The sequence below is a fragment of the Calidithermus timidus DSM 17022 genome (assembly GCF_000373205.1).
Classification (GTDB): Bacteria; Deinococcota; Deinococci; order Deinococcales; family Thermaceae; genus Calidithermus; species Calidithermus timidus.
In genome coordinates this window covers 1-14,247 of record NZ_KB890687.1, presented here as the reverse complement: position 1 = coordinate 14,247, position 14,247 = coordinate 1, and the positions used below count along the sequence as shown (strand labels likewise).

The 14,247-nt window shown below is 65.2% G+C and carries 9 protein-coding genes, 1 tRNA gene and 1 rRNA gene; 3 read left to right on the top strand and 8 right to left on the bottom strand.

The features are described from left to right. Positions 1-381: 381 nt before the first annotated feature. Genes B047_RS0100055 through pilO form a run of 3 tightly spaced genes read left to right on the top strand, consistent with a single transcriptional unit; the run spans position 382 to position 3,713 of the window. Positions 382-2,025: a GspE/PulE family protein gene (locus B047_RS0100055; RefSeq protein WP_018464914.1), complete on the top strand. Its 1,644-nt coding sequence runs from the start codon at positions 382-384 to the stop codon at positions 2,023-2,025. Between the two features lie 3 nt (positions 2,026-2,028). After that, a complete protein-coding gene (locus tag B047_RS0100050) occupies positions 2,029-3,219 on the top strand; it encodes a type II secretion system F family protein (protein WP_026234433.1) in 1,191 nt (396 codons plus the stop codon). After that, positions 3,216-3,713, top strand: coding sequence for a type 4a pilus biogenesis protein PilO (pilO, locus tag B047_RS0100045; protein WP_018464912.1), 498 nt, complete (start codon positions 3,216-3,218; stop codon positions 3,711-3,713). The genes B047_RS0100050 and pilO overlap by 4 nt, the downstream gene beginning before the upstream one ends. Positions 3,714-3,911: 198 nt before the next feature. Here pilO and B047_RS0100040 read toward each other — a convergent pair whose 3' ends face one another. The 8 genes from B047_RS0100040 to rrf all read right to left on the bottom strand — a co-directional run bounded on the left by B047_RS0100040 (position 3,912) and on the right by rrf (position 14,234). Beyond that, positions 3,912-5,531, bottom strand: a complete 1,620-nt coding sequence (locus tag B047_RS0100040; protein WP_018464911.1) for a hypothetical protein — start codon at positions 5,529-5,531, stop codon at positions 3,912-3,914. Then, positions 5,528-7,891, bottom strand: a complete 2,364-nt coding sequence (locus B047_RS0100035; RefSeq protein WP_018464910.1) for a hypothetical protein — start codon at positions 7,889-7,891, stop codon at positions 5,528-5,530. Before B047_RS0100035 ends, B047_RS0100040 begins: the two co-directional genes overlap by 4 nt. Next, positions 7,888-9,768 (bottom strand): asparagine synthase (glutamine-hydrolyzing), encoded by a 1,881-nt coding sequence (asnB, locus tag B047_RS0100030; protein ID WP_084784895.1) that lies wholly within the window; start codon positions 9,766-9,768, stop codon positions 7,888-7,890. Before asnB ends, B047_RS0100035 begins: the two co-directional genes overlap by 4 nt. Positions 9,769-9,778: 10 nt before the next feature. After that, a complete protein-coding gene (locus B047_RS17080; RefSeq protein ID WP_018464908.1) occupies positions 9,779-10,960 on the bottom strand; it encodes a glycosyltransferase family 4 protein in 1,182 nt (393 codons plus the stop codon). Beyond that, positions 10,957-12,462 (bottom strand): flippase, encoded by a 1,506-nt coding sequence (locus B047_RS15860; protein WP_084784894.1) that lies wholly within the window; start codon positions 12,460-12,462, stop codon positions 10,957-10,959. The genes B047_RS17080 and B047_RS15860 overlap by 4 nt, the downstream gene beginning before the upstream one ends. Positions 12,463-12,513: 51 nt before the next feature. Then, complete coding sequence (locus tag B047_RS17075) at positions 12,514-13,515, bottom strand: glycosyltransferase family 2 protein (RefSeq protein ID WP_018464906.1); 1,002 nt, start codon at positions 13,513-13,515, stop codon at positions 12,514-12,516. Between the two features lie 447 nt (positions 13,516-13,962). Beyond that, positions 13,963-14,038, bottom strand: a tRNA-Gly gene (locus B047_RS0100010). A 79-nt stretch (positions 14,039-14,117) separates the two neighbouring features. Further along, positions 14,118-14,234 (bottom strand): 5S ribosomal RNA (gene rrf, locus B047_RS0100005). Between the last annotated feature and the right edge of the window lie 13 nt (positions 14,235-14,247).

Below are 14,247 nucleotides of genomic sequence, written 5' to 3'. Positions count from 1 at the left end.
AGGCTCAGCTCAGTATCTTCCTAGCATCCTTTCTCTTTAGCCTGGGTCTTCTGGGAAGCGTTTTCCTAAACCAGAAGGCTGAACAGGAAGGGCGCCGGGTCAGGGTCTTACGTCAGGAGGCAGAGCTTTTACGGCAACAAGCCTTCCAACCCGTAAGCCCCCAAGGTCTGGGTCCAGAGGAGGTTCTCAAGGTGGCTGCTGAGCGACCTAATACCCTTTGGCTTACCCGCCTCGAGGCTGAGAAAGGACGCCTTTTCCTAGAGGGTAACGCCCTAGATCCTTATGCTCCCCTCCTTCTGGCCCAAAAACTTGGGGGGAAGGTGGGTCCTCTACAACGGAGCACCCTGGAAGGGAAAACCATTTATACCTGGGAGGTAGAGGTTGTCCAGACCCAAGCTCGGTGAACTCCTCCTCCACCTGGGATACATCACGGAGGCACAGCTCCAAGCGGCCTTGGAGGAGCAGGCCCTCACGGGAGATTTCCTAGGCCAGGTACTCCTGAGGCGAGGTTACCTGAAAGAGGATGATCTAGTACAGGCCTTGGCGAACCAACAGCGCGCCCCTCTGATCCGTCTTTCCGAGGCGAGCCCTGACTCCCAGGCCCTGCGCCTTCTGGACCACCGCTTCGCCCGAGAAAAGCGGGTCTTCCCCTTTAGGGTGGAGGGAAGCCGGCTGCACGTAGCCATGGCCCACCCCTCGGACCTAGCGCTTCTGGACGAGCTCCGCTTCCTCACCGGCAAGGAGATCGTCCCCTATCTAGCCCCCGACCGAGAGATCCTGGAAGCCCTAGACCATCTCCTGGCCGAGGATGCCCGTCCCAAGGAGGCAGCCCGACGCGAGGAGGTCGCCCAGGTGGACCTCACACTGGAGGCCGTGCCCACTGTGCGCCTGGCCCAGACCCTTTTGGAAAGGGCCATCGCCCTTACGGCCAGCGACCTCCATCTGGACCCGGAGGAAACCCACCTGGCCGTGCGGGCCCGCATCGACGGAGTCATTCAAGAGCTAGAGCGGCTGCCCAAGGACTTCGAGGCTCCCCTAGCCGCCCGCTACAAGGTCCTGGCGGGAATGGACATCGCCGAGCGACGCCGCCCCCAGGATGGACACTTCACCTTTACCTTTGAAGGTAAACGATACGAGGTGCGGGCCGCCTCCGTGGGCAGCCTCCACGGGGAAAAGCTCACCCTGCGCATCATCTACCCTACGGGAGTTCGGCTGGGACTTACAGAATTGGGCATGCTCCCCGAAGAACTGGCCCTCTTCCAAAAGCTTCTTAGGAAACCCCACGGCATCCTCTTCGTCACCGGCCCCACGGGAAGCGGCAAGACCACCACACTCTACGCCGCCTTGGACCGCCTGTACACTCGAGAAAAGACCTTTGTGACCATCGAGGACCCGGTGGAATTCCCCTTAGAGGGGGTAGTGCAGATCCCCGTACAACCCAAAATCAGCCTCACCTTCGCCGAGGCTCTGCGGAGCGTCCTCCGCCTGGACCCCGACGTGATCCTAGTGGGGGAGGTACGGGACACGGAAACTCTGGACACCGCCCTGAGGGCCGCCCTCACCGGCCACCTAGTCCTCGCCACCCTCCACGCCAACGACGCCATCGCCGCCGTGACCCGGCTTTTAGAAATGGGGGCAGAAAGACACCTTCTGGCCTCTACCCTCTTAGGCACCGTGGCCCAGCGCCTCGTGCGCCGGGTCTGCCCCCAGTGTGCCCGACCCCAACCTTTATCGGAGGAAACCCGCCTCTTTTTTGGGGAAGAGGTCCCCGAGGTGGAGACGCGGGGAGACGGGTGCCCCTTCTGTCGGGGCAGCGGGTATAGGGGACGGGTTGGCCTCTACGAGGTTTACGTACCCGACCGGGAAGCCCTTTATCGCCTGGGGCAGGGAGCGGGGGAAAGTGAGCTCTGGGAATGGGCCAGGGCGGCAGGCCACCGAAGCCTGCAGGCAGTGGGGATCGTTCAGGTCCGATCAGGGATCACCACGGGTAGCGAGCTTTTGAGGGCGCTCGGGCTTTGGGAGTAGGGCATGCGCTTTTCGTACGAGGCCACGGACGGGAAAGGGGAAAGGATCTACCGCGGGGTTCTAGAAGCGGAAAACCCCCAAGGGGCAAGGCGCCGCTTAAGGGAGATGGGGCTATACCCCTTGCGCCTGGAAAGGCTAAGGCGTCCTGCGAGGGGGCGCGTTCCCCTTCCCGAGCTGGTCCTCTTCATGGAGGAGTTCGCCACCTTGGTAGGGGCGGGCGTCCCCGTGGCCCAGGCCCTCCACACCCTTTCCCTGGAAAGTCGACACCCCCTTCTGAAGGAAGCCGCCCGGGGGGTGCGGGAGCGGGTAGAGGGGGGCGAAAGCCTGGCCCAAGCCATGGGCCACTATCCCAGGGTCTTCTCCCCTTTGGTGCGGGCCCTGGTGGGGGCAGCGGAGGTGGGAGGGGCTTTAGAAGTGGTGCTAAGGCGCATTGCCGAGTATCTGGACAAGAGCCACGACCTGCGGGAAAAGGTGCGCACCGCCCTCCTTTACCCCTCCTTCGTGGTGGCGGTTTTACTGCTGGTGGTCACGGTTCTCCTTCTCTTCGTCATCCCGGTCTTCGCCCGGCTCTACGGAGCAGCAGGAGCAGAGCTGCCCTGGCCCACCCGTTTCCTCATCGGCACTTCCCTCTTTGTACGACAAAACGGCTCTTGGCTCTTCCTCCTCCTTATCGCCCTCGGCTATTTCCTCAGGGCCTACCATAAGACCCCCGGGGGGGCAAAGCTCATGGACGGGCTCCTCCTGCGGCTTCCCCTGGTGGGGCTGGTCCTCCACAAAGCGGCCATGGCCCGCTTCGCTCGCACCCTAGCCACCCTCTACGAAGGTGGGGTGCTCATCACCCAGGCCCTCGAGGCCACCCGCAACACCCTGGGCAACGCCGCCTTAGCCGAGGCCTTGGACCGGGTCCTGGAGCGGGTGGTGCGGGGGGAGTCCCTGAGTGCCGCCATGGGTCGCGAACCGCTTTTCCTGCCCATCTTGGTGCGCCTAGCCCTGGTGGGAGAGGAGGCAGGAAGCCTAGACCGAATGCTTTACCAAGCAGCTTTTCACCTAGAGCGGGAGGTGGATTACGGGGTGAAGCGGCTATCCTCCAGCATTGAGCCCGCCCTCACCGTGGTTCTCGGGGGTATAATGCTCCTGGTCGCCTTAGCCCTATATTTGCCTCTCTTTGATCTCTCCCGAGTCCTGCGCCGATGAAGCTCCCCATTTGGCTTTGGCTTATCCTGCCCTTGGCGATACTCCTTTGGAGTACAAACAAGCTATTCTCCGCCTACCGGGACTACCACGAAGCCAGAGTGCAGGTCTTGACCCTAGAAAAAGAAGTGGAAATCCTTACCCAACGCCTCCCCAAGGCCCTAGCCAAGCCTCCCCTCCAGGAGGAAGCGCTCCCTTTGCTCTACCAAACCCTCTTCCATCTGGCAGAAGAAACGGGGCTGACGGTTGGTTCTCTGAATCCTGGTCAGGTAGAAGCCGTAGGAGAGGACGAGGCCTGGAAGCTGGTTTTGGAAGTCGAGGGTTCTTACTATGGAATCGTGACATATCTAAAGACTCTCTCCAGTCTAGATAAGCCCCTATGGGTAGAGAGATATGCCCTGACACCTCTACAGGCAACCCAGGGAAAACGCCTTCTGCTGAGCCTCACACTCAGGATTCGCGCTGCATCAGAGCAAGCTAAACCACCACTACCGTGATCACTCCCCTTCGCCTCTGAGGTGAGTCCGGGGGATTGTACCGGATTCTAAAAACCTTCAGAGGCTATCTTTTTGAATCCCAGAGCACTCCGTTCGGGAACGAACTGGCCGATAGCCCCCCTCTTCTCGATCGTGCTCTTCAGACGCGGCCTCCCCTCTCGTTCGCGGAGGCCTTTGGGTTCCGTGAATGCCCCGAGCTTAGCGCTGAAAGGGCGTGCGGGGCAGGCGGTGGTAGATCTGGGTATCGCCGTTGTCGTAGACCCGGTTGTCCAGCAACAGCAAGGGCAGGCGGAAGCGCCAGGCGCTGTTGTTGGCTTCCTGGGTGCTCGAGAACAGGGCGTGGGGGACTTCGGGGCTGTCCGGGTTGATGCTCAGGTTGTTGCCGCCCGGCAGGCCCAGGCCGTAGTTCATGTACCAAGCGTCGTTGAGGCGGGTGATGCGGCCTAGGTAGAGCAGGCTGTTTTCCTCGTACTGGGCCCAGGTGCGGATGGCCTGAAGCTCGGTATGGGTGTACTGCATCCACAAGTTGGAGATGTGGGGGTCGAGGGTGGCCTTGATCGCGCTCAAAAAGCCAAAGCCCGCCATCACCACCGCCACGATTAGGCGGCTTTTGGGCCCCACCAGCCGGGTCACGCCCAACACAAAGACCGGAGCAGCGAAGAGCACAAAGTAGACGTACATGCGCACCTGTAAGTTACTCCCGGCCTCGAGGCCTATGAGGTCGACGGGGATGGCCACGGCCAGTTGGAAGCCGAAAGCCCCGTACAGCGCCAGCAGGAACACACGGGTGAGTGGGGCCTTGGAGTTGCGGAAGATGGTAGGGGCCAGCAATAAGAGCCAGGTGAGGAAGGAGATGGCGAAGAGGATCCAGCGGAAGGAAGAGATCAGGCGGTAACCCAACACGCTGGCCCACGGATCGGCATCCTGGACATAGGGGTTGCTTTCCGGGGTGAAGCTGAGGAAGAGGGTGCTCAGCTTTTCAACGGCGGTCTTGAGCAGGTTGAAGTTTTCCCCGGCAGAAGGGTAGATGTACCACATCACGATGAGCACCAGCAGCCAGGAGGTGGCGATGCGCAGCGTCAGGCGCTCCAGGGGTCGGCGGATGATGCCCCACTGGGTGGGCCTGAAGCGCAGGAAGACCCAGGCCACGATCACGGTGAGGGTGGAGGCCACGATGAACGAGGAGCCAAAGAGCACGTTGAGCGAGGAGAGGGTGAAGGAAACGAGGTAGTAGACGGTGAGCCAGGAGGCGAAGAGCTTCCAGTTGCGCGCTTGGATCTCGAGGAAGCTCTTCAGCAGCGCCAGCGAGGCCAGCAGGGTTAGCGATACGGTGATCTTCTCGTGGTTGCCGCGGGAAACCGTGAAGACCATCTCGGGCACCAAGAACAGCACCGAGGCTGCCAGCAAGCCCAGGCGGTCGCTGCCCAGCCAGCGCCGGTAAGCGCAGAAGCCAAACATCGCCAGGAAGAGGTTGCCCACCATGGGCGTATACCAGCGCATCAGCTCGCCCACCGGCAGCCCGGTGAGGTAGGAGAGCGAGGCCATCCACACCGGAAAGGCATAGCCGTGGGGGTAGTTCTTGGGATTGATCTCCTGGCTGAAGCTGCCGTAGAGCTGCAGGTTGGAGGTAATGCCGCTGAAGGCCACCGAGTCGATCTCGGCCCACTGCCCGCTGTAGCGCAGGATGAAGTAGCCGCCAAAGGCCAGCCCGATCCAGAAGGCGTAGGTGAAGGAGGAGACCCGCAGAGGCTGCCGGGCGATGGCCCTGGGGGCCCAGAACAAATCCTGCACGCGCTGGGAAAGACGGGGCAGGTTCACGCGGCCTCCTTCCAGACCCGCAAGATGCCCAGCAAACCCAGCATCAGCACCAGCAGGGCGAAGGGCGCGGCCACGGGGTTGGGAGGGGGCGCGGTCATCCGTGGGGTATGGGCCACCTCGAGCCGCCCCACCTCGAGCTTGCGCTCACCCAGCATCAGCACAAATTCCCTGGTTCCCGTGAAGCGCGGAGCCCAGTGAATCTCCTTGCGCACGCTGCTCTGCCCCATCAGCTCCAGGCGCTCCCAGCGCTCGAGGGTCTCCTGTTCAACCTTGCCCCACTCGTTGGTGCGCAGCGCGACCAGCTCGGCGGGACCGCTCCAGCTGACCCCGCCCCGATTCTCCACTTCCAGCTCGAGCGCCGCTGGGTACAGCTCCCGGAGCGGGCGGCTCCTGATGCGCGCCACCAGGCGGGGCGGGGGGCTGGGCTCCACGCTCCAGCGGTCGTCGCGGGCGCTATAGCGCAGCACATAGACCCCAGCGGTCTCGGGGGCCAGAGGGCCCCGGCCCTGGCCCCGGCTTTGCAGCACCAGGCGCAGACCCTCGGGGGTGGACCACACCTCGCTCAGGCTCCCGCCGGGATCTTGTAGCAAGGCGCTGCCGCTCAGGTTACCCAGCCAGGTGTCCAGCCGCCGGGGATCGCGTCCCCCCTCGAGCTGAGGCAGTTGGCTGGCCCAAGGTTGCCAGCTTTCCCGTGCGGTGGGAACGGGCAGCTCGAGGCCATTTAGCTGCACTTCGCCCCGCCGCAGCACCACCCCCGCCGGACCCGAGTAGATCACGAAGCCGCGCAGGAAGTGCAGCCGCTCGAGGGGCTGGCCGTGCTCGGCGATGACCACCGGACCCTGTTGCAGCGGTACCTGCTCACGCACCCAGCTATCGATGTAGTCGTCGGGCTCGAGGTTGTAGCTGCGCAGCACTTGGCCCTTGCCCAGGTTCCAGATCCCAGCCTGAGCGCCTTTGAGGTGGACGCGCCGGTCGATGGGCGAAAAGTACAGCTCGGGCACGCGGTTGTAGGCCATGCTGTACTCACCACGAAAGCCCTCGGCCAGGCGCTGGGGGTGAATCTGAGGAAACTCGATGTAGGGCCGGTCATAGCCCGGGGGCGGCTCGTCGAGTTGGCCGTTGACCCAGTAGACCAGCTCAGGGTTGTCCTCCACCGAGAAGTCGTAGATGCCCTCCGATCCGCTCTCGCCCTGGGTGGCTTCCACCAAGGTCGCAGCCTTCCAGCTCTTGGTGGCCACCCAAGCCGGGTAATCCCAGTAGGGCACCGCCATCACCACCTGGTCGCCCACCCTCACCCGCGTGCGCATCTCGTGGTTGCCCGCGACCGTGAGGGAATAGCGCCAGTGGATGGGATCCTCACCCTTCCAGCTCAGGCGGAAGGCCGAGCGGGTGGTGCGGTAGACGTCGGGGCCGAAGAGGCTCTGCTGGGGCCAGTAGTCCGCCCGCACCACCAAGTCGGCGTACTTGCCGCTGGGGCCGCCTTCGCGAGCGGCATCAAAGCGGTACCAGGCAAAGGGGGACTCGAAGTCGGTGTAGGGCGGGAAGGACTTGGAGTTGAAGGCATAGACCCCTGCGCTCTGGAAACCGGCCCAGGTGGTGCGGAAGGCGTGGGTGTTGAGTTCATAGACCATGGGGCGGTCGTCGCCGAAGGGGTCGAAGCCCTGTACCACGCTCAGGTAAGGAAAGCTGGGCAGCAGGGGGTCGGCCAGCTTGAAGCGCACGCTGGGGTCGGAGCGCACCGCCGCGCCGAAGCGCGAGTAGCCCCGGTCGGCCCCGGCGTCGTTGATGATGCGGGTGGTGTGCCACAGCGGCTCGCCGGGACGCAGGGGGTTGCCTGCTACGCTGAGGCCGAAGATCAGCCCCTCCTGCTCGTCGCTGGGCACCAGGCCCTCGAGGTCGAAGTTGGGCAGCCCATTGCGGGTGAGCCAGTCCTCGTTCTCGTCGCGCGGCCACAGCTCGATGACCCGCTTGTGGCCTGCGGGGAGGATGTACTGCCCGGCCAGAACCCTGACCTCACCGCGCTCACGCTGGTCCACCACGTAGATGCGCACCCGGGGCCGATCCACCTTGAGGCCGAAGTCCAGAACCAGGTCGTAGCCGCCGGGGGCGAAGCCAAAGAGAAACACGTCGCTGTTGGTGCGGCCCCACTGCCACCAGGGCCTCTCCTGGCGCTCGGTCTCGGTGATGGCATGGCCCCGCGCCACCACCGCCACCCGCATCTGCAGCCCGTTCCACTCTCCCTCCCAGCGGGCCAGGTCGCCCTGGGCCCACGCCCACTGGAAGCAGGAAGCCAAGAGTCCCAGCCCGCAAGCGAAAACCCCCCCGCCCAGACCGAGATTTAAGCGGCGGCTGGCCCTCATGCTGGCACCGTGTCCAGTTGCAGTTTCTGCGCCCAGCCCTCCAGCAGCGCTAGGCTCCAGGCCCGGTAGGCCGCTTGGGTGGAGTCTAGCGTGAGTGGGGGAAGGCCCTGCCCCAGGCGCTGCTCGAGGGATCTGAGCTGGCTTTTGACCCACGGCTCGAGCGCTCCTCCCCGCCGCAGCCAGCCCAGCAGGGGGGCCTGGAAGTGGCGCTTGGGGCGGTAGAGCACCTCGCGGGGCAGCTCGCCGAAGCTCTGTTTCATCAAGCCCTTGAGCCCCCCGTCCATCAGCGCCTCGGCCCCCAGGCGCAACACGCAGTCGAGCAGATCGAGGTCTTGCAAGGGCACCCTGGCCTCCACGCTCGCGCTCATGCTGGCCCGGTCGAGGCGCTGGTTGTAGTGCTCGGGCACGTTGAACAACAGGTCCATGCGCGCGGCCAGTTCCACCGGGCGCAGGCGGCGGGCGGGGCTGGGCAGGCGCTCGACGCTCCGCCGCACGTCCTCGAGCAGCCCCCGGAGGATCTCGTCCACTTCAGAGGCCGCCAGCCCGGCCAGGTGGGCCGAGGCGGCTACGTCGAAGAGCACCGCCGAGCGCAAGGCGTAGCCCTCGAGGAAGGGCCGGCGCCACACGCTGGCCGCGCCCCGCAGGTTGTCGCGGGTGTGGCCGGAGAAGAAGGGCAGGCTCGAGGCCGCGCGCAGGGCCGGGCCCAGCAGGGGGATGCGGTCGTAGCGCTCCCCCTTCTCCACCGCCTGGTAGGTGGGATAGCCCATGAACACCTCGTCACCGCCGTGCCCGGTGAGCACCACGCTGATCCCAGCGGCCCGCGCAACCTGCGAGAGCAGCACCTCGCCGTGGAAATAGGGCTCGAGCACCGGCTCATCCATGCGGGCGAGCAGGTCGGCGGGATCCTGGGCGATTTCGGCGGGGTCGAAGGGGACTTCGTGGTGACGCAGGCCCAGCTTCCTGGCCTGCATGGCGGCGAGGTCGGCGTCGAGCTCGGCCTCGGGGTTGGAATCCACGGGCCGCAGGCTGAAGGAGCAGAGGCTTCCGCTCCGGGCGACGACGTGAGCGATGGCCGAAGAATCCACACCGCCGGAGAGGAAGATGCCCACCGGCACGTCGGAGATGAGCTGCCGCTGCACGGCTTTCTCGACCGCCACGCGCAAATCGCCCGGCTCGGCGCTACGCTCTTCCCGCCAGGCCTTGTAGTGGATGAACCAGCCGCCAGGCTGTCCTGAAAGGGATCGTCCGCGCGGGTCACGCCCGAAGACCCGCACCTCACCGGGGCGCAGCTTCCTCACGTCGTCGAGCAGCGAGAAGGGCGCGGGCACGAAGCCCAAGGAAGCGTAGAGCGCCACGCCCGCAGCCGAGAGCCGCCCCTGGCTGTAGGGCCGTAGGGCCTTGAGTTCGCTGGCAAAGTACAAGGCGCCGCCTCGCTCGAGGTATAAGAGCGGCTTGACCCCCAGCGGGTCGCGGGCCAGTGTCAGCTCCTGACGCTGTTTGTCCCAGATAGCCAGGGCGAACATGCCATTGAGGCGCTCGAGGGCAGCGCGCACGCCCCACTGTTCGCAGGCCTGGAGGATGGTCTCGGTGTCCGAGTGCCCCCGCCAGCCACCCCTGGGCGTGGCGAGTTCGGCCCGAAGGTCGGCGTGGTTGTAGATCTCCCCGTTGAACACCAGCGCGAAACGCTCGCCTTGCATGGGCTGGTTGCCCGCTTCGGAGAGGTCGAGGATGGCCAGGCGACGAAAGCCAAAGCCCAGCGGCCCCTCCTGGTAGGTCCCCCCGGAGTCGGGGCCGCGGTGCACAAGGAGTTGACTCCAAGTCGCCAAGTCGGGTCGAGGCTTTCCCTGGGGAATGAGGTATCCGATGAAGCCGCACATAGATCGTCCTCTAGGCCCGGCTGCCGATGGCCGCCGGAGGGTGCAAGCAGGCGTGGTACACCGCCTCGACCTCCGCGGCGGCCTTCTCCCAGGTTAAGGCCAGCATGGCCCTTCTGCCGTGAGCCCCGAGCTGCTGCCGCAGGATGGGGTTGTGGCTGAGGTCGCGCAGGGCGTTCTCCAAAGCCGCCTCATCGCCGGGCGGAACCAGCCTGCCGCTCCCCTGCACCACCTCCACCAGCCCGCCGACGCTCGAGGCCACCACCGGGCGCTCGCTGGCCAGGGCCTCGGCGGCCACCAAGCCGAAGGGCTCCCCCCACACCGAGGGCACCACCACCGCGTCGCAGGCCGCGTAGATGGCCGGCATCTCCCCCCCGCCCACCACCCCCAGCCAGTGCACCTGTCCCCGGGCCTCGGCGGCGGTGAGGGTTCGGCGCACCTCCAGCTCGTAGGCGGCCTGGGGGTCTTCGGTTTCGAAGCTCTGCCGCCACAGCGCGCTACCTCCGGCGATGACCAGGTGGGCCTGGGGGACGCGCTCGGCCAGGCGGGCGAAGGCCCGCGCCAGGTGCAGCACGCCCTTCTCCGGCACGATGGCCCCGGCGTAAAGCCACACCGGGTCCCCCGCCTTCACGCCCCAGCGCTCCCGCAGCTCGAGGCGCTCCCGCGCGTAGCGGGCCGGGTCGAAACGCGCGGTGTCCACGGCGTTGTACACCTGGAAGACCTGCCCCGTCCCATCCAGGCCCCGCTCGAGCCGCCGCGCCACGAACTTGCTCACCGCGATGAGGGCGTCGCAGTGCCGGACGATGAGCGGCAGCTCGGCCCCATCAGCGCCGTGCAGGGGATCGTGGTGCACGTGCACCACGCGGGCCCTGACCCTCAGAAAGCGCAGGTAGCTGTAGAGGTGGCCGTGGGCCACGTCGAAGCTCTCCCGCAGGCACAGCAGCACATAGGGCAGGTGGTTGCGGAAATCGAGCCCCCGCGTGCGGGCCCAGGGCAGGGGTTTGAGCTGAAGCAAGCGCACCCCCAGCCACTCCCGCCCCCAGGCCTCGGGGCCGATGCTCACCACCCAGGGTTGGTGCCCCGCCCTCGCCTGTGCGCGGGCGAGCTCGAGGGCCACCCGCACCGCCCCACTGGCCCGCTCCCGCTCGGGGTCTTTGGGTAGGAGCAGGTTGCCCACCAGGTGCAACACCCTCATGCCCCACCTCCGCCAGGTGCGGCGGGCGATTCCCCGGCGATTCGGCGCAGGTAGCCCAACCTCCACATGGCCCCGACGTAGGCCACCGCGGACAGGGCGATGCCCAGCAGCAGCCCCGGCGCACCAGGAAACAACCGCAAGCTCAGCAGGGGGGGCAAAAAGGCGCTCAGGAAGCCGATGAACAGCACCTGGGCGATCACGCCCCAGGGCAGCCCCACCCCGACCAGCCGCCGCACGATGAGGTACTTGAGCCCCGCGTAGGTCCCCTGCGCCACGGTATTGGCGATGGCAGCCCCCACCGCCCCGTGCTGCGGCACCAACCACACGCTCAGCCCAATTCCCAGCAGCGAGGCTCCAATCCCGATGGGGAAAACCGCCCAGGGGCGGTTGATGGCGTTGAGGGTCAGGCCGTAGAGGCCCACCAGACACATCGGCAGCATGCCGAGGAAGAGCACCTGGGCCGGGCGGGCGGCCTCGATCTTGTCCACCCCGAAGAGCAGGGCGATCAGCTCGGGCAAGGTGACCAGCCCCCCCAGAAACAGCGGGGTGGCATAGACCGCGCTCAAGAGCCCAGCCTGCCGGACCTTGTGGCGGATGGTCGTCCAGTCCCCCTGGCCGAAGCTGTGGGAGATAGCGGGGTAAAAGCTGTTGACCAGGGCCCAGCCAGTCATAAACAGCAGTTGGAAGATGGTATAGGCCAGGCTGTAAAAGCCGATCTCCGCCGTGGTGGAGTAGAACTCGAGAAACAACACCCCCGAGCGCTGGATCATCACCAACTCCAGCAGCCCCATCACCGCCAGCGGAAAGCTGAATTGCAGGTAGTAGCGCACGGTGGAACGGCTGGGCCACCAGCGGCGCATATCCCCTTCAGACTTGTCCGCGGAGGAGGTCAGCAGCAGGGCGATGCAGTTGGTCAGCGGCAGGGCCAGGGTCAGCAGCAAGTAGCCCGCCACCCCCCAACCCCGCCAATAGGCCACCAGCACCAGCGCCACCTGGAGCCCGGCGCCCAGCAGGTTGGCGATGGAGGTGACGCGGTAGTTCTCTCGGCTCCAGAACACCGAGGAGAGCAGCGAGGCCAGCACCCCCGGCAAGGGCGCAGCCGCCACCACCAGAAAGTAGTAACGCAAAGGAGGCTCGGCCCCCAAGGCGTAGATCAGCACGGCGATGCTCAGCAGCAGGCTCGAGCCCACCAGCACCAGCATCACCCCGCGCCCTAAGGCCCTGGCCTCCCCGACCTCTCCCCGCCCGCGCAGTTCCGCCGCCAGCTTGGTCAGGGCCGAACCAAAGGACTGGGCGTTCAGCAAGGCCACCAGGGTTCCCGAGAGCCAAGCGTAATAGCTGTAGACGCCAAATTGCGCCTCGCTCAGGCTGCGGGCCACGATGACCGAGGTGACGATGCCCGCCAATGCCACGAGCAGATTGGACGCGCCATTCCACAGCCCATTGCGCACGACACGGGCCAGGCGGGGAGGATTGGCGGGTGGGGAAATGTTGTGTTCCATGAAAACCTGCTGTTCGCACCCAAAACCTGGGCGGGGTTTGCTCGGGAAAGCTCAGGCGTGGCTGCGGCGGGTGCGGAAAGCCAGGTTCTCGGCCAGTTCCCACAGCCTCGAGCGGGTCCCGTGCGAAAGGGGCAGATTGGCGATGAAGCTAGCGATACGGATACCCAGGCTGGGATGAGCGTCGAGCTCCGCGGCTTTTCGCAAGAGCTGTTTGGCCTCCTCCTCCTCCTCGGCTCTGAGCAGGCGCTGGGCCAGAGCCAACATGCGGCTCCTGAGGTTAGCGATGCGCTCGGCCTCGAGTTCGCTCGGGCAGCTCTCGGCCGCGACCTCGAAAATGCGCATCTCCTCGCGCAGACGCGGGATGATGTTCTTGTCGATGGTGTGGGACTGGGGGTGTTCGCGGAAGTAGGCCAGCTTTTCGGGCAGGTAGTAGCCTATGGCCCCGCGGTTCATGATGTCCACCCACAACATGTAGTCGGGGGCGTAGTTGAAGCCCAGGCGGTAGAGGTTGGGGTAGGGCTTGTAGCGCTCAAAGAGCGAACGCCGCTGCAAGGCGGTCTGGGCGAAGATGTAGTTGTTGCGGTAGAGTTCCTTGAGCGCGCGGTGCTTGCCCGCGGGGGGCTGATAGGCGAAGAGATTCATGTATTCGAACAGCAACCGGCCCTCGGGGTCAACCTTGTACCCCCCGCAGTGCACGAAGGTCAGCTCAGGGTCGGCCTCGGCGATGCTCACCAGCCTGCGGAGTAGGCTGGGCTCCCACCAATCATCGGCGGGCAGGATGATGACGTACTGACTCTCGGGGTGCATGAGCTCATAGCAGCGGTTGTAGTTGGGGGTCATCCCAATGTTCTCGACATTGCGGCTGTACTTCACCCGCGGATCGGCCAGGTAGGGCGCCACCACCGCCTGGGTATCGTCGGTGGAAGCGTTGTCGCTGATGATCAGCTCGAGGTCTTCCAGCTCCTGTCCCAGCGCGCTCTCGATGGAATGCGCGATGAACTTGGCGTAGTTGTAGGTGGGCATCAGGATGCTCACCAGGGGTGCTTTGCCCATAAGCGCCACGACGCTCCTCTCAGCCTAGAGCCTAGCCCCTGGCGCGTTAAGCTGGCGTTACCTCAAAACGCGCACGTTAGGTGTGGCGCTCGAGGTCGCTGGTCGAGAGCGAGGCTGGAGACCCGGGGCGTTGGGCGTTTTGTCTATCAATTAGCTACTTTGGCCTTGGAGCTCAGCTCGGCCAGTCATTGGCCGCCGGCCCTCGGCATACCTCCACACCCTGCCCCTCCAACGACATGTCCCGGTAACGCCGGGCATAACGCAGCCCGGCGTTTTCTTTCGCCTTGTCCACCCCAGCACAAGACCGAAGGTCGACGAGAGCAAGGCTCGGGCAGGGAGCGCAGGTTGCACGCTTGAACCACATCAGGTCGGCTCAACTGCACCAGGGGCCACAAAGCAAAACCCCCACCAACTTCGTGGTGGGGGTAACAAGGAGGGGGGATGGTGTGGAGCGGGAGACGAGACTCGAACTCGCGACCCCAACCTTGGCAAGGTTGTGCTCTACCAACTGAGCTACTCCCGCGCGGGCAGTGCCTCGCACTGCACACCGCATTCAGTTTACAGCCGATAGTTGGCTTCCGGCCATCGCTTAAAAACTAAAACCTCTGCGCTGCCCTACTCTCCCAGGCCCCTTCGAGCCAAGTACCATCGGCGCAGGTGCGTTTCACTTCCGTGTTCGGAATGGGTACGGGTGGGACCACACCGCTATGAGCACAGAGGCTTCCCTTTTTT